Genomic DNA, 15,342 nt, shown 5'->3' with positions numbered 1-15,342 from the left:
AGGAGCGTGCGCCGATAACCGTGACCGCGTTGCGCTGAGAGTGCCACTGGGCGCATCACGGTACGAGTAAGGATCAGGGCCGCAGTTCCCTCCCGTTTATCGGGAGAGGGCTGCGGCCCTGTTCGTCGTGAAGAGGGGTGTCCGGCTTGCCCAAAAAAATTTCAAAGAAGCGGGAATAAAAGTTTGCATTCGAAAGTTGAGTAGTGTAGGCTCAAGTTTTGGAAGACAAAACGAGGGCAACCTCGAGACGAGGAATCCGGGCGGCATGTCCGGGTGTTCCGAGACTTGAGCGAGCAACGTAAACGAATACTTCAGGTAAGGAGCACACATTATGGCACGTGCAGTTGGTATTGATCTGGGAACCACCAATTCCTGCATCGCAACGCTGGAAGGCGGCGAGCCCACCGTCATCGTCAACGCCGAAGGCATGCGCACCACCCCGTCGGTGGTGGCGTTCAGCAAGTCCGGCGAGATCCTGGTCGGCGAGGTCGCGAAGCGTCAGGCCGTGACGAACGTCGATCGCACGATCAGCTCCGTCAAGCGCCACATGGGCACTGACTGGACCGTCGAGATCGACGGCAAGAAGTGGACCCCGCAGGAGATCTCCGCGCAGGTCCTCATGAAGCTGAAGAGGGACGCCGAGGCGTACCTCGGCGAGCCGGTGACCGACGCGGTCATCACCTGCCCGGCGTACTTCAACGACGCCCAGCGTCAGGCGACCAAGGACGCCGGCAAGATCGCCGGTCTGAACGTCCTGCGCATCATCAACGAGCCGACCGCCGCCGCTCTGGCGTACGGCCTCGAGAAGGGCAAGGAAGACGAGCGCATCCTGGTCTTCGATCTGGGTGGCGGCACCTTCGATGTGTCGCTGCTGGAGATCGGCAAGGACGATGACGGCTTCTCCACCATCCAGGTGCAGGCCACCAACGGCGACAACCACCTCGGTGGCGACGACTGGGATCAGAAGGTCATCGACTGGCTCGTCGGCGAAGTCAAGAACAAGTACGGCGTCGACCTGTCCAAGGACAAGATCGCGTTGCAGCGTCTGAAGGAAGCCGCCGAGCAGGCGAAGAAGGAACTGTCCTCGTCCACCTCGACCTCCATCAACATGCAGTACCTGGCCATGACCCCCGACGGCACCCCGGTGCACCTCGACGAGACCCTGACCCGTGCGCACTTCGAGGAGATGACCTCGGACCTGCTGGGCCGCTGCCGCACGCCGTTCAACAACGTGCTGCGCGATGCCGGCATCTCCGTGAGCGACATCGACCACGTCGTGCTCGTCGGTGGCTCGACCCGTATGCCCGCCGTCAAGGAGCTCGTCAAGGAGCTGACCGGCGGTAAGGAAGCCAACCAGTCCGTGAACCCGGACGAGGTCGTGGCCGTCGGCGCCGCCGTGCAGTCCGGCGTCATCAAGGGCGACCGCAAGGACGTCCTGCTGATCGACGTGACCCCGCTGTCTCTGGGCATCGAGACCAAGGGCGGCATCATGACCAAGCTCATCGACCGCAACACCGCGATTCCGACCAAGCGTTCCGAGGTCTTCTCGACCGCCGAGGACAACCAGCCGTCCGTGCTGATCCAGGTCTATCAGGGCGAGCGCGAGTTCGCCCGCGACAACAAGCCGCTGGGCACCTTCGAGCTGACCGGCATCGCGCCGGCTCCGCGTGGCGTCCCGCAGATCGAGGTCACCTTCGACATCGACGCCAACGGCATCGTGCACGTGTCCGCCAAGGACAAGGGCACCGGCAAGGAGCAGTCGATGACGATCACCGGCGGCTCGGGCCTGCCGAAGGACGAGATCGACCGCATGGTCAAGGAGGCCGAAGCCCACGAGGCCGAGGACAAGAAGCGCAAGGAGGACGCGGAGACCCGCAACCAGGCCGAGGCGTTCGCCTACCAGACCGAGAAGCTGGTCAACGACAACAAGGACAAGGTCTCCGACGAGGTCGCCAAGGAGGTCACCGACAAGGTGAACGTTCTGAAGGAGGCCCTGAAGGGCGAGGATATCGAGGCGATCAAGACCGCGCAGAGCGAGCTGATGACCTCCGCGCAGAAGATCGGCGAGGCGCTGTACGCCCAGCAGGGCGCGGCTGAAGCGGCCGGTGCCGCGGGTGCCGCTGGCGCCGGTGCGTCGGGGACCGCCTCCAACGGTGGCGACGACGACGTGGTGGACGCCGAGGTCGTGGACGATGACGACAAGGACAACAAGTAATCATGTCCGACTTCAACAAGGATGATTACCTGAACGACCTGCCCAACGCGGACGATCTGTCCGCTGGGCAGGCCGGCCCTGCCGGCGGGTCCGACCCCGCCGCGGGTTCCGCCGATCAGGGGACTGCCGGGAACGGCGGGTCCGGAGCCGGGCAGACGGCCGACGCGGCTGCGCCCGCTGCGGATTCGGCGGACGCCAAGTCCTCTGACTCCGATGCCCCCGCATCCTCCGATTCCTCCGACGATACCCTGACCCCTCTGGGCAAGGCGAAGAAGGAAGCTGCCGAGTATCTCGACGCCCTGCAGCGCGAGCGCGCGGAGTTCATCAACTACCGCAACCGCGCGCAGAAGGAGCAGGAGCGTTTCCGCCAGCACGGCATCATCGACGTGCTGACCGCGCTGCTGCCGGCGCTCGACGATATCGACCGCATCCGCGAGCACAGCGAGATGGACGACTCCTTCAAGGCCGTGTCCACGAAGATCGACAAGGCGTTCGAGAAGTTCGGCGTCGAGAAGTTCGGCGAGAAGGGCGAGGAGTTCGACCCCACCAAGCATGAGGCGATCCTGCACAAGCCGGACGATGCGGCCGAGAAGGACACCGTCGATACGGTGGTCGAGGCCGGATACCGCATCGGCGACCGGGTGATCCGCGCCGCCCGCGTGGTCGTCGCCTCCCCGAAGAACTGATGGCATTCCGGCTCCCCCTCACACAAGGGGGAGCCGGAATCTCGAACAAGGCTTTATGCACTTTATGACTGAAAGGAGATACTCATGGCTGAAAATGAATGGCTGAGCAAAGACTTCTACAAAGTCCTCGGTGTCTCCAAAGACGCCTCGGACTCCGAAATCACCAAGGCGTACCGCAAGCTGGCCCGCAAGTACCATCCCGATCTGAACCAGACCAAGGAGGCCGAGGAGAAGTTCAAGGACATCTCCGAGGCGTACGACGTGCTCAACAACAAGGAAACGCGCCAGAAGTACGACGCGATCCGCCAGTTCGGCATGGGCGGCGCCCGCTTCGCCGGCGGGTCCGGTACAGGCGGGTTCGACGCGTCCGGTTTCTCCGACGTTTTCGGCTCGATGTTCGGCGGCGGCAGCGGCGCTGGCGGGTCCCGTATCCGGTTCAGCACCTCGGGCGGCGGCCAGCCGAATCTCAACGATCTGTTCTCGATGTTCGGCGGCGGCGCCGGCACGCAGGGCGGCGGATATGGCGGATACGCCGGGGGTGATCCGTATTCCGAATACCAGGCCGCGCCGAAGCCCGAAGACGGCGAGGACCGCAACTCGAAGATCAATCTGACGTTCCGTCAGGCGGTCAAGGGCGCCACCGTGTCCCTGAGCATGGGCGGCAAGAAGTTCAAGACCCACATCCCCGCCGGAGTCAAGGAAGGGCAGAAGATCCGCTTGGGCGGCAAGGGCAAGCCCGGCCGCAACGGTGGCAAGGCCGGCGACCTGTATCTGACGGTGAACGTGGCCGAGGACCCGAAGTTTGCCATGCGCGGGCACGATCTGGTCATGGACCTGCCGGTGACCGTGGATGAAGCCGTGTCCGGCGCGAAGGTCGAGGTGAAGGACATTGACGGCGAGACCGTCACCTTCAAGGTTCCTGCCGGCTCGTCCAGCGGCGCCGAGGTCCATGTGTCCGGCAAGGGCGTGCATGTGGGCAACTCGACGGGCGACCTGGTCGGCCGCGTGCAGATCCGCATCCCGGCCAAGCCGGGGCTGGCGCTCAAGCACGCCGCCAAGGAGTTCGACAAGGCCTCCGGTGATTTCGCCGACGCGATCGCCGGCGAACGCGGCTGAGACGCCACGGCTGGCTGACGCTACGGCTACGGGGCGATGCCCCGCATGGTTCCCGGGGCAATCCGGGAACCATGGAATATGGGCGGATGGGGTCGCATACGGGATATGCGATCCCATCCGCCCTCATTAATCATTAATGACATGCATGCTTATGAAAGGGGATGAGCGCTATGGCGAGGATTGCACAGGAGATCAGACGGGCATACACGGCATGTGCCGCCGCGCTTGTCTCCGGTCAGGCCGATCTCGATGCCGTCGATGCGCTGGGTCTCAATGTGGAGATGTCGGTGTTCACGGTCGGCCAGGCGGCGCAGTTGGCGGGAATCCACCCGCAGACGCTCCGCCAGTACGACCGTCTTGGGCTGGTCGTGCCGAGGCGCACCGAAGGAGGGGCACGTCGATACACGCTGCGCGATATCGATCGGCTGACGCAGGCGCAGCGGCTGAGCCAGGATGAGGGCATCAATCTGGCCGGCGTCACGCGCATTCTCTCCCTGCAGGAGGAGAACCGGCAGCTGCGGCGGCAGAACAGGCACCTGCGCCGGCGCCTCGAAGGCAACAGCGTGTTCGAGGCCGGCATCGACGGCGAAGTGGTCGAGGTGCGTCAGGCACGTTCGCGGTTCTACCGCGTGTGGCGCCGGGGCAGCAACAAGCCGTTGCAGATCACCGCGTCTCGCGACGATCTCGGCGATATGGACACGGATCTCGTGGTGGTCGACGAGTGACCGAAGACTGAGCGGCCGGGTGTGCGGGCGGTTGAGGCGGATCGCGGGGTTGCGGCGCTTGCCTGTGCCCGGATGGCTCGTCCGTGGGGCTTGCTCGCACCGTCCGCCTGTGCCGTTCGTCCGTGAGGTTTGATGAGATAGAGCCAGCGCAATTCCGGTAAGCAGTGCGAATCATTGCGACCATTGCGAACCATTGCGAACCATTGCGAATGAGCGCGAATGAGAAAGGTGCCCGCATGATGCTCAAAGTCGTGTTCTGGGATATGGACGGTACGCTGATCGACTCGGAGCCCTACTGGCATGCCGGCGAGATGGAGATCGCCGCCGCTCACGGCGGATACTGGGATCAGGATCTCGCATGGGCCGGCTCCGGCACCCCCGTGCCGCAGGTGGCCCAGCGCATGGTGGATCACGGTTGCCAGCTGTCGGTCGATGAGATCGGCAAGGGCATGATCGACTACGTGGCGCGCGCCGAAGCCGCGCATATGCCGTGGATCGCCGGCGTGACCGACGTGCTGCGCTCACTGGTGGAGGCGGGCGTTCCCTCGGTGCTGGTCACCACGTCGCCGCGCCATCTGGCGCAGGGATTGGTGGATCAGGCTCCGGAGGGCGCTTTCGCCGGATTCGTCTGCGGTGACGACGATGTGGAGAAGAAGCCCTCGCCGGCTCCGTATCTGGCTGCGGCGAAGCTGATCGGCGTCGCTCCCGAAGACATGGCCTATTGCGTGGCGCTTGAGGATTCGATGAGCGGCCTGACCTCCGCTGCCGCGTCCGGCGCCACCACGATCGCGCAGACCGGCTACATCCAGACCGACACCTCGAACGGCCCGCAGTTCGCGTCGATCGATTCCTATGACGGCGTGACCGCCGCGACGCTTGACGCGTTCGTGCGCCGGCGCGTGGGCGGCGTTGCCGAATAAGCGAGCGGCTGAGGCGCTGTATAGAGATTGAATCCAAAGGGTTGCTGCATGTAATGTGGCGGCCCTTTGTTTTTTTATGTCAGAGCAGTCTTTTTGCCGATGGCTGGGCTGAGATTATACATCGATGGGCCCGCATTTTGTCCGCGTGCTTGGGTTTATGTATTGTCGAGTTGTTTGTGGGCATCTTGATGACGATGTGTTTTAGATAAAAAATGTGTCATGAAGATGCCGTGCGACACGCCGTAATTAAGTATACATATTATATATATTTGATATATAATCATTTTAATAATATAATTAAATTCACAATGAGGTGACAAGGAGGCATCGTGGGAGTCGTCGAAGATGGTATGCCGGATAGACAGCGGCGGAACCAGAATCATCGAAAACTATTGGTGGTCGCTAAAGATCGTGATGGCGCGTTGTCGAGACATCAAAGGCGGGCTGCTTGGCTGTTTCTTTTTATTCCTGGTGTGTTGTTCGTGTTGTTCACAGTAGTGCCGTTTATGGTTGCTGCGGTCGTGAGTTTGACTGACTACTCGATTGTCCAATCTCCACGATGGATTGGATTATCCAATTATGCTGAAATCGTGCGGGACCCTTTTTTTTGGACTGCCATCAGGAATACGGTATTTTATACGCTGTTGTTCGTGCCGCTTGGCCTGATCGTGGCTTTGGGCGCTGCTCTTCTGCTTAATCGGAATGTGCGTATTGCTAAATTGTTTCGTACGCTCTTTTATGTGCCGGTCGTCTCCTCTACGGTGGCGACTGCAACGATCTGGTATTGGGTGCTTAATCCTCAGAAAGGTTTGCTCAATGCTGCGCTCGGTTGGTTCGGTATTCAGGGGCCGGCTTGGCTATATGACTCGCACTGGGCGATGATTGCAATCGTGATCATGAATGTGTGGGCTGGCTTTGGCACTAACATGATCATTTTTCTTGGCGGATTACAAGGTGTGCCTAATAACTTGCGCGAAGCAGCTCGCTTGGACGGCGCAAACGCATTCCAAGTGTTTTGGCACGTTGTCTTGCCCAGTATTCGCCCTACTTTGTTTCTTGTTACCACGCAACTGATCATCAGTGCGTTCCAAGTGTTTGATCAGGCCTACATTCTCACTAAAGGTGGCCCGGGTAATTCCACTGTTACTGTCGTCTACTACATCTACGACCGTGGCTTCGGAGCATTGCGGATGGGATATGCGTCGGCTCTGTCTTTTGTATTGTTCGCAATAATTTTTGTGTTTTCGCTTATCAATATGCGTATCACCAACAAGGAGGAATCGTGACCAGACATTGTCACTCCATGAGTACGATGGTAACTCGTCGCATGATCGGTTCGTTTGTGTGGTGGATTGCAGTGTGTGTTATCAGCGTTGTGACTGTTGCTCCGTTGTTGTGGACTCTGGCCACATCGTTCAAACCTGCTGGAGAGATTCTGCGTGATGCGCTGTCGTTTATTCCACGGTCGCCAACTCTTGATAACTATATCCAGGTATTTACCACGGTGCCGTTCGCTCGCTATTTCGTGAATACATTGATCGTTGCGGTTGGTGGTGTGGTATGCAACCTGTTTCTTGGATCAATGGCGGGGTATGCGCTTGCTAAACTTGAATTCCGCGGTCGTCGTGCCGTGTTTCTAGTGTATCTTGCATCGATGATGATTCCGAGTATCGTCACTATGATCCCTACTTTCTTGGTATTGCGCCAAATACCGTTGATTGGTGGCAACGACATCAGCGGACATGGGGGCATGGGCCTTATCAATACGTACTGGGCTGTAATACTGCCCGGTGCGGCTGGCGCATTCGCGGTCTTTTTTATGAAGCAATTTTTTGAGTCGATACCTGATGAGCTAGGTGAAGCGGCGCGTGTCGATGGGGCGGGAGAGCTTCAAATATTTCTCAGAATCTACTTACCATTGGCTAAATCGGGTTTAGCTGTCCTTGGATTACTTACGTTCCAGTCGGGTTGGAACAACTTTCTATGGCCGCTGATTGTGCTTAACGATCCGAAGATGATGACTGTTCAAGTTGGGCTAGCGGGTTTTACCAATAATTACAGCACTGATTATGGCCCTCTGATGGCTGGCACAGTGGTGACCATGCTCCCGGTTTTGCTGTTGTTCCTTTTTTCGCAGCGGTGGATCGTCGAGGGGATTGCGCATACGGGAGGCAAATAGATCCGTGACTCGTGCATGGCATGAGGGCGGTAACGAAAAAATAACTGCTGACATCGGGTTTATCGGTGTCAGATATTTGTAGTTTATCAATTGGGGCTAATAAACAAATTTTTGACACCGTTCGTCACAAAGACGTGCCGGGTCATCACAATAGAAAGGAATACACATTATGACAGGAAGACAGTCGCGTTTCATTCAAGTTGCGTCATTGGCTTTGGCGGGGTCTCTCCTTTTTGCGGGCTGTGGGTCATCTCCGGCGAATCAGAGTACGGGATCTGGCGGTAAGCAGATCGTAACTATGTGGGGATCATGGTCTGGCGATCAGGTTGACCAGATCAATCAAATGACGGCAGCCTTCAATAAATCGCAGTCGAAATATGAGGTTTCCTACGTTGCACAGGAACAGGTGGAGCAAAAGCTGCTTACTGCTATTGCGAGTGGGCAGGTGCCTGATCTGGTGATGTGGGATCGATATCAAACTGCGCTATATGCGCCCAAAGGGGCGGTGCAGGCGATCGATGAGTTTGTTAAAAAGGACGCTATTGATCTGGATGCGTTCTATCCTCAGGCGATCGCCGAGATGGAGTCGGGCGGCAAGTTGTATGGTCTTCCTCTGCTTGTAGATGTGCGTTCGTTGGCTTACAACGCGGATTTGTTTAATCAGGCAGGCGCCACTCCTCCAACTACTTGGGATGAGCTGCTTGAAGTTGCTAAGAAGCTGACAATAAAAGATGATTCGGGCAAGCTTTCGCGGGCTGGATTTCTGCTTAATGATCCGGGTCTATTCAATATGTGGCTGTGGCAGGCTGGAGGCGAGCTGCTGAGCGCGGATGGTAAGAAAACTGCATACAATAGCAGTTCTGGTCTTGAGGTTTTGAATTTTTGGAAAAGTATGCTTGACGCAGGGGTATACGTCAACGGATTTGCCGATACCAATGATGTATTCGCAGCAGGTGATGCCGCAATGAAACTGACGGGGCCATGGGATATCCCGACGCTTGATAAAGCCGAGGGGCTGAACTACGCTATTGCCGAACCTCCGGCCGGCCCTGGTGGAGATAAAAGCTCGATTATGGGAGGATTCGGCTTGGTTATTCCGACTGGTGCAAAGCAGTCTGAAGGTGCATGGGAATTCATGAAATGGTGGTCTACTAGCGTAGAAAACGGTGTGAAATTTGCGAAGATCTCCGGCTGGTTCCCAGCGAATCGCGAAGCTTCTAATAATGAGTATTTCACCAAGAATGACAAGTATGCGGCGTTTGTAAAAACGCTTGACTATGCGCGTACCAGACCGCTTGTTTCTGGTTATTCAGATGTTGAGGGCAAGGCTCTCACACCAGCTTTACAGAAGTTCATGTCTAATGAGCTGACTGCTGGGGAGGCGTTTAAGGAGGCTCAGACGCAGGGTGATCAGCTGTTGGCAAAGGCGGGCGCCTGATGAATGAGACAAGTGTCGCTGGAATCTGGCCGATGCATGCCGATCTGCTGCAGAACAGCGTTGGCTTGCTCTACGGTGCACCGTGGCCGCAATATCTGCATAATGTCTATCCATTCAAATGTGCGGATGATGATAAGACTTTCAATTACTGGTGGCTGGCTCATCTTATCGATTGCCGAGTGGATGCTTACGGCCGTTGCGGAGACGCGATGAGACTGAATCAGGCGAAAGAGACATGGCGCAATATTCTTGATCGCAATGGCGATTCGCTGTTCAACGACTATTTTGATGACATGTTGTGGTTCGCCTTGGCTACGCTACGTATGTGGGAGGCCTGTGGAGAACAGAAATACCTAAGTTCGTCAATTGATATCTGGAACCATGTCATTGAGCATGGTTGGAATGATGACATGGGTGAAAGCCTAGCATGGCGTAAGCAGCAGCTGTATTACAAGAACACGCCTGCCAATGGGCCCCTCGCCATTCTTGGGGCCCGTTTGTACCGCATTACTGGTGAATCGAGTTATCTTGAGCGTGCCTGGACTGCATTCCGCTGGATCGAGCGTACATTACGCACAGATGACGGATTCATCGAAGATGGGATTAATCGGCTGGGCGATGGGAAGGTTGATTCGCAGTGGAGGTTTACCTATAATCAAGGCCTCTATATTGGAGCTGCTGTTGAATTATATACTGCAACCAACGGTGATGAGCTTTCATTGCTTAATGAGGCAATGCGCACTGCGTTAGTTGCGATTGCATCTTTGTCGAACGGAACCGTCTTCCGTGATGAAGGCGAGGGAGGTGATGAAGGGCTATTTAAGGGTGTGTATTATCGCTACGTTGGCCTGCTGATTGAATCGGTTGATACACTTGTTCAGCCTGCGCCGTCGTTGATTGACGGACGTGCTCGAATTGTTGATTTCATTCAGCGTAGTACCGATGAAATGTGGCGAAATGCATCCACTATGCCATCCGGCGCTGTGTTGGTTGGCAATAACTGGTCAGCGCCGGCGAGTGGACGCGTTCATTATTCCACTATGTTGAGCGCAGTTATGGCGGCGGAGTTGCGAGCTGGTCTCGGTGTCTGACCGGTGAACCTATCAAAAGACTGCTCGGACGCAATGAAAGTCTTCTCTAATTCGTTCGGGCAGTCGATTGTCCCAGCACCAGTGTTGTCGGAACTACGGTTTTTTCGGCATGGCTGTCGTTATTGATCTGATGAAGAACTGAGATGACGGCGCTTTGTCCAAGTGTTTGTTGGTCTTGGGCGACGTTGGTAAAGCGGAACAGGCTAGTATCGAATGTGGCGTCAGGGTGATCGAAGCAAATGATTGATGCGTCGGCGGGGACACGTTTTCCGATACGCTCCAGTGCCGTGCGCAGCATCAACGCTATGTTATATTCACAAGCTAGGTATGCGCTGACTTCTGGATGCGTTTGCGCAAAATTCATGATGCGTTCGATATCGCGTTCCTGTGGCTCAGTGGCATCGGGCAGCGTCGATCGGACATCGTGGAACACAAGTGAATCGTCTAACGCGATATTGGCATGGGCGTGGGCGGATTGCCAGCCTCGCTGACGTTCATCATTGGAAGTAACATGGCAGTCCGAACGTATCAGAGCAATATGCCGGTGTCCGAGGGAAAACAGGTATTCGGTTGCGTTCATCGCGCCTCCGCTGTTGTCGCTAGTGACTGTAGCTACTGGAATTCCTTCGAACTTCCTGTCCAGAATCGTGATGGGAAAATGTTTCGACATAAGGTCGAGAATCGGTTGAGGAATGAAGTCGGAGTTGCTGGGCAATAGTATTAAGCCTTTGGCTCCGGCTTTCACCGTCGCATCAATGAGGCTTTTTTCCAACTCGATGCTTCCGTGAGTCTGCTGCAATGCGAGAAGTGCGCGGTCAACGGTGGTATTGAGCGCGCCTTTGATGATGCGCGTGCCAAATGTGTCGTCAAAGTTGGTCACAATCATGCCGATTAGCGGTAGTCGTTCAACATAATTCGATTGTGCTGGTGTGCGTCGTAGGACTGTGGTGCCGATGCGGGGTTGCCGTGCGACGTATCCTTCCTCCTTGAGCATGTTCATGGCGCGGCGAATAGTTATGGCACTGACATCATATAATTGACATAGTTCGTCCACGGAGGGCAGACGGGCCCCCTCTGGGTATGTGCCGTCTTGAATTAGGGCAAGGAGCTTGTCATAAACGGCTTGGTATAGCATGGTGCGCCAATCTTCATACTAAAATTTATAGGTATATTCATAATATACCTATAAAAACTATGGTCGGTTGACAGTTTCTGGCATGGTGCCGTTGCCAAGTGGTGACAATCACAAAGACAAGGAGTTGTTTCGAGGGGGTTGTGTCAACCCCCTCTCTATCGGCAATTGCATGTTTTGCAGCCTGTGCATGGTTTTTCCGTTGATCCCCTACAATTAAGAGAAACGTTTCGATAAGGAGGTTGTGATGGCGGGTATCAAGGATGTGGCGGCGCGCGCCGGGGTGTCGATCAGCACGGTGTCCTATGTGATGAGCGGCAAGCGGTCCATTGGGGAGGAGACGAAGCGCAGGGTCCTTAAGGCCGCGCAGGAAGTCGGGTATACGCCGAATGCGCAGGCTCGTACGCTGCGGGGGAAACCGACAAAGGTACTTGCGCTCAGTTCGCCTCTTCACAACTATACGGATTATTCGAATTATGCGGTATTTTTCTTTGCGTTGGCGATGCGTGCGAAACGGTATGGCTACGACATTCTGCTGTTGATGCATGAATATGGCGATCAAGAATTGAGGCGCGTTGCCTCGGGTGGCATGGTTGATGGGATTTTATTGCTGGATGTGCTGATGATGGATGCGCGCGCGGAAGTGGCTAAAACGCTTGATGTTCCTGTGGTCGCAGTCGGATATCCGAGTAATTCGGATGGGGTGTACTCGGTGGATCTGGATTTTGAGCGCATGGGGCGCGAGGCTGTTGATAAGGCGCATGCCCTGGGGCATCGGCATGTGCTGATCATCGGAAATATCTCTTTTGCGTACGAGGATGGCTCCAACTACCTTATTCGTTTCCGGGATGCGGCCATGAAGCGTGGTGGGGATTGCGGGATGGTGATGCATTTCAAGCCGTCTACAGGGTTCTCCGCGGCGGATGTCAATCTGCTGCTTGACGAGGCGTTTCATGAGGATCCCGACATCACGGCTATTTTTTGTCAGACGAATGCTCCGCATATAGCGAATTTGATCGATGCGTTGAAACAGCGTGGATTCGAGGTTCCTTCGGACATATCGGTGATGGCCGCGTGCACGTACGGGTTGTTGCAGGCCCAATGCCGTGTCGATGAGTTGCCGATGGATCCACCCTCGGTGTGCGTTCGTGCGGTGGATGTCATGATGGAAGTGCTGAGCGGTCAGCGCAATGACGTCGGGAATGTGGAGATGATGCCTTCCAGTTATAAGGCGTATGGAACGATGTCGCGGCGGCGTGAGCGGTAGCGGTAATAGTGCGCGCCGAGTCTTCAGCGGATTGGGTGTGAGGCTCCTGTGTAGGCGTCGAATTGTCGAAAGAAACTGTCGAAAAAACAATCGAAATAATTTGTGAATAGACGACTTCTCTTTTATCTTCATAGATACGATCTTCTAATCGTTTCGAAGATTGTCGAAATCAGTAATGGTGCTGACAAGGAGGGAAAGATGAAGTCAACGCGTAGGGTTATTTCTGTCGGCCTTGCCGCGGCGGCTATGATCGGCATGGCCGGGTGTGGCGGCGGCACTGCTCAGGAGGAGCATCCCACCTCCATCAAGATATGGCATTATGAGGAAGCGACCACTGCTCAGGCAAAGGCGTGGGACAAAGCCATTTCGATTTTTGAAAAGGAGACCGGCGTCAAAGTCGATTTCGAGAAGAAGGCTTTTGAACAGATCCGGCAGAATGCCTCGCAGATTCTCAACTCGGACGACGCTCCTGATGTCATGGAGTATAACAAGGGCAACGCCACTGCCGGGTTGCTCGCCAGCCAGGGGCTGTTGACCAATCTCAATGATTACGTGTCCAAGTACGGTTGGGACAAGATCGTGACCGGCTCGCTCGCGGACACTGGAAAATACGATGAGCGGGGAGTGATGGGGTCCGGCGACTGGTACGGCATCACCAACTACGGAGAGGATTGCCTGCTGTATTTCAATGAAGATATGTTCAAGAAATACGGCATTGCCATTCCAACCACTTTCGATGAGCTTGAGAATGCAATGGCCAAGTTCAAGGAAAATGGTGTTACGGCATTTTCCGCGGGTTCCGCCGAATATCCGACTCAGCATCTGTGGTGGCAGCTTGTGCTGTCCAAAGCGGATGACAAGTTCATCAAGGCTTATGAGATGTATGACGGCAAGGTCGATTGGAACTCCGAGCCAGTGACCTATGCCACCGAGAAAATCAAGGAATGGGTCGACAAGGGTTATATCTCCAAGGATTCCACCAATCTTAAGGCTGAAGATGCTGGTCAGAACTTCATGACCGGGGTCAATCCGATCTTCTTCTCCGGAACATGGTGGCACGCTCGGTTCAAGGGAGAGGCCGCCGGCTTGCACGTCGCCTATGCCAAGTTCCCCGATACCAAGAAAATTGTCGGTTCGTCGGGAAACATTTGGGTGATCCCGGAAAAATCCGCCAAAAAGGATCTCGCTGCCAAGTTCATCAATATCACGTTGAGTGATGAGGTGCAGAGCTACATGGCGGAGCAAGGCGGGCTGGCGATTCATGCCGATACGAATTCCATCAAGGATGAAGAGACGAAGCAGTTCGTTGCCCAATTCGACGAGGCGGTGAAGGAGAACCAACTCGGCTTCTATCCGGACTGGCCTACCTCTACCTTCTACGATGAGATCAATGCCTCGCTTCAGGAGCTCATCAATGGTACTGCGGACGTGAAGAAAGTCCTTGGCCAAATGAAAGAGAACTACGACAAGGGTCTTGAAGCCTCCGGCATCACGGCGAAGTGATCGTCTGCCGTTCCTTTCTGCACGGTGAACGTCGGCGTGCGAAGATCCGTTCCCGGGCTTCGCATGCCCCTCGTTCCCGTCCTTGCAAATTGTTTTAGTGTCTGGAAGTGTCTGATGAACATAAAGGCAAGAAAAGCTAAGCGTGTCGCCGAAAGGGCGGTATCGCGAATTCCAGGTAGTCCTTCGAGCCGCTTTTGGTTGTATTTGATTCCTGGCGTGGCTATGCTCGTCTGGATCATCATTGTGCCGGGGATTTGGAACATCTATCTCAGTTTCACCAACTATCGGGGGATCAGGCCGCCGGTTTGGGCAGGGTTGAAAAACTGGATTCGACTGTTTCAGGACAATACGTTCTGGGTCTCATTCCGAAACTCAATTTGGATGATCGTCGCCATGGTGGTGATCCCGATTCTGTTGGGATTGATTCTTTCCTCCCTGATCTTTGACGTAGTGCAAAAGCGATTCGGAGCCAAGGCCGCCGCTACAATGCGAGCCATCTATTATTTCCCTCAGCTCCTGCCGATCGCCATTGCATCGTTGGTCATGGGTTGGATTTTCCGCGCGGAAAACGGTGCGCTGAATTCGTTATTGAATGTCATTGGCTTGGGAGGCCTGCAGCATGATTGGCTGGGCAAACCGGATACGGCCCTGATATTCCTGATGCTGATCATGATATGGATTCAGGTCGGCTATCCCTTGGTCATTTTCATGTCGGGTCTGCAGCGGGTCGATCCCGAGCTGTATGAGGCGGCCGGTCTTGACGGAGCCAATTGGTGGCAGCGTTTTATGGCCATCACGCTTCCTTCGATCAAGCCGGAGATCTTCGTGGTGGCGCTTACTTGCACCATTGCTGCATTGAAGGTGTTCGCTCCGGTTTACATGCTTACCAAGGGCGGGCCGGGAAGCAGCACCATTGTGCCTTCCTATTATTCGTACACTCAGTTCTTCCAAGTGCAGCAGGTCGGTTACGGCGCCACGATCGCCACTGCCTTGACCGTCGTCATCATCGTTGTCGCCGTCGTGTTCACCGACCTTCAGCAGAAGGTCGAAGCCGAGGATGGAGAGTGATC

The 15,342-nt window shown here is 55.8% G+C and carries 13 protein-coding genes; 12 read left to right on the top strand and 1 reads right to left on the bottom strand.

Going from position 1 to position 15,342, the window contains the following annotated elements:
* Positions 1–331: 331 nt before the first annotated feature.
* From dnaK to BBSC_RS13515, 9 genes are all read left to right on the top strand, one after another.
* The gene (gene dnaK, locus BBSC_RS12155) at positions 332–2,215 is read left to right on the top strand and encodes a molecular chaperone DnaK (protein ID WP_033519101.1); all 1,884 of its coding nucleotides are present in this window, start codon (positions 332–334) and stop codon (positions 2,213–2,215) included.
* A 2-nt stretch (positions 2,216–2,217) separates the two neighbouring features.
* Entirely contained in the window at positions 2,218–2,901 is a 684-nt protein-coding gene (gene grpE / locus BBSC_RS12150) for a nucleotide exchange factor GrpE (RefSeq protein ID WP_033519102.1), read from the top strand.
* A gap of 84 nt (positions 2,902–2,985) precedes the next feature.
* Positions 2,986–4,017: a DnaJ C-terminal domain-containing protein gene (locus BBSC_RS12145; RefSeq protein ID WP_033519103.1), complete on the top strand. Its 1,032-nt coding sequence runs from the start codon at positions 2,986–2,988 to the stop codon at positions 4,015–4,017.
* Positions 4,018–4,187: 170 nt separating this feature from the next.
* Positions 4,188–4,742 carry a heat shock protein transcriptional repressor HspR gene (locus tag BBSC_RS12140; RefSeq protein WP_046726040.1) on the top strand — a complete coding sequence of 185 codons (555 nt, stop codon included), beginning with the start codon at positions 4,188–4,190 and terminating at the stop codon, positions 4,740–4,742.
* Between the two features lie 236 nt (positions 4,743–4,978).
* Positions 4,979–5,662, top strand: a complete 684-nt coding sequence (locus BBSC_RS12135; RefSeq protein WP_046726039.1) for an HAD family hydrolase — start codon at positions 4,979–4,981, stop codon at positions 5,660–5,662.
* A gap of 329 nt (positions 5,663–5,991) precedes the next feature.
* Complete coding sequence (locus tag BBSC_RS12130; RefSeq protein WP_197074428.1) at positions 5,992–6,948, top strand: carbohydrate ABC transporter permease; 957 nt, start codon at positions 5,992–5,994, stop codon at positions 6,946–6,948.
* Entirely contained in the window at positions 6,945–7,841 is an 897-nt protein-coding gene (locus BBSC_RS12125) for a carbohydrate ABC transporter permease (RefSeq protein ID WP_231648985.1), read from the top strand. The genes BBSC_RS12130 and BBSC_RS12125 overlap by 4 nt, the downstream gene beginning before the upstream one ends.
* Positions 7,842–8,010: 169 nt before the next feature.
* On the top strand, positions 8,011–9,279 hold the full coding sequence (locus tag BBSC_RS12120) for an ABC transporter substrate-binding protein (protein WP_033519106.1): 1,269 nt from the start codon (positions 8,011–8,013) through the stop codon (positions 9,277–9,279).
* A complete protein-coding gene (locus BBSC_RS13515; RefSeq protein WP_081893127.1) occupies positions 9,279–10,370 on the top strand; it encodes a glycoside hydrolase family 76 protein in 1,092 nt (363 codons plus the stop codon). The genes BBSC_RS12120 and BBSC_RS13515 overlap by 1 nt, the downstream gene beginning before the upstream one ends.
* A 46-nt stretch (positions 10,371–10,416) precedes the next feature.
* On the opposite strand, the gene BBSC_RS12115 is transcribed toward BBSC_RS13515, so the two are convergent.
* On the bottom strand, positions 10,417–11,505 hold the full coding sequence (locus BBSC_RS12115; RefSeq protein WP_033519107.1) for a GntR family transcriptional regulator: 1,089 nt from the start codon (positions 11,503–11,505) through the stop codon (positions 10,417–10,419).
* Between the two features lie 244 nt (positions 11,506–11,749).
* On the opposite strand from BBSC_RS12115, the gene BBSC_RS12110 reads away from it, so the two are divergent.
* From BBSC_RS12110 to BBSC_RS12100, 3 genes are all read left to right on the top strand, one after another.
* Positions 11,750–12,769, top strand: a complete 1,020-nt coding sequence (locus BBSC_RS12110) for a LacI family DNA-binding transcriptional regulator (RefSeq protein ID WP_033519108.1) — start codon at positions 11,750–11,752, stop codon at positions 12,767–12,769.
* Positions 12,770–12,967: 198 nt separating this feature from the next.
* A complete protein-coding gene (locus BBSC_RS12105; protein WP_033519109.1) occupies positions 12,968–14,272 on the top strand; it encodes an ABC transporter substrate-binding protein in 1,305 nt (434 codons plus the stop codon).
* 114 nt (positions 14,273–14,386) lie between these two features.
* Positions 14,387–15,340: a carbohydrate ABC transporter permease gene (locus tag BBSC_RS12100; protein WP_046726037.1), complete on the top strand. Its 954-nt coding sequence runs from the start codon at positions 14,387–14,389 to the stop codon at positions 15,338–15,340.
* The last annotated feature ends 2 nt before the right edge of the window (positions 15,341–15,342 follow it).

Origin of the sequence: Bifidobacterium scardovii JCM 12489 = DSM 13734 (assembly GCF_001042635.1) — a bacterium.
Taxonomy (GTDB): Bacteria; Actinomycetota; Actinomycetes; order Actinomycetales; family Bifidobacteriaceae; genus Bifidobacterium; species Bifidobacterium scardovii.
The sequence above is the reverse complement of the archived record's forward strand: the minus strand, read 5'-3'. Positions and strand labels throughout refer to the sequence as shown.

What these genes read in the sequence shown, in the direction of transcription:
- BBSC_RS12120 (WP_033519106.1), top strand. Translation starts at nt 8,011, where the DNA reads ATGACAGGAAGACAGTCGCGTTTCATTCAAGTTGCGTCATTGGCTTTG.
- dnaK (WP_033519101.1), top strand. Translation starts at nt 332, where the DNA reads ATGGCACGTGCAGTTGGTATTGATCTGGGAACCACCAATTCCTGCATC.
- BBSC_RS12115 (WP_033519107.1), bottom strand. Translation starts at nt 11,505, where the DNA reads ATGCTATACCAAGCCGTTTATGACAAGCTCCTTGCCCTAATTCAAGAC.
- BBSC_RS12140 (WP_046726040.1), top strand. Translation starts at nt 4,188, where the DNA reads ATGGCGAGGATTGCACAGGAGATCAGACGGGCATACACGGCATGTGCC.
- BBSC_RS12105 (WP_033519109.1), top strand. Translation starts at nt 12,968, where the DNA reads ATGAAGTCAACGCGTAGGGTTATTTCTGTCGGCCTTGCCGCGGCGGCT.
- grpE (WP_033519102.1), top strand. Translation starts at nt 2,218, where the DNA reads ATGTCCGACTTCAACAAGGATGATTACCTGAACGACCTGCCCAACGCG.
- BBSC_RS12135 (WP_046726039.1), top strand. Translation starts at nt 4,979, where the DNA reads ATGATGCTCAAAGTCGTGTTCTGGGATATGGACGGTACGCTGATCGAC.
- BBSC_RS12145 (WP_033519103.1), top strand. Translation starts at nt 2,986, where the DNA reads ATGGCTGAAAATGAATGGCTGAGCAAAGACTTCTACAAAGTCCTCGGT.
- BBSC_RS12100 (WP_046726037.1), top strand. Translation starts at nt 14,387, where the DNA reads ATGAACATAAAGGCAAGAAAAGCTAAGCGTGTCGCCGAAAGGGCGGTA.
- BBSC_RS12110 (WP_033519108.1), top strand. Translation starts at nt 11,750, where the DNA reads ATGGCGGGTATCAAGGATGTGGCGGCGCGCGCCGGGGTGTCGATCAGC.
- BBSC_RS13515 (WP_081893127.1), top strand. Translation starts at nt 9,279, where the DNA reads ATGAATGAGACAAGTGTCGCTGGAATCTGGCCGATGCATGCCGATCTG.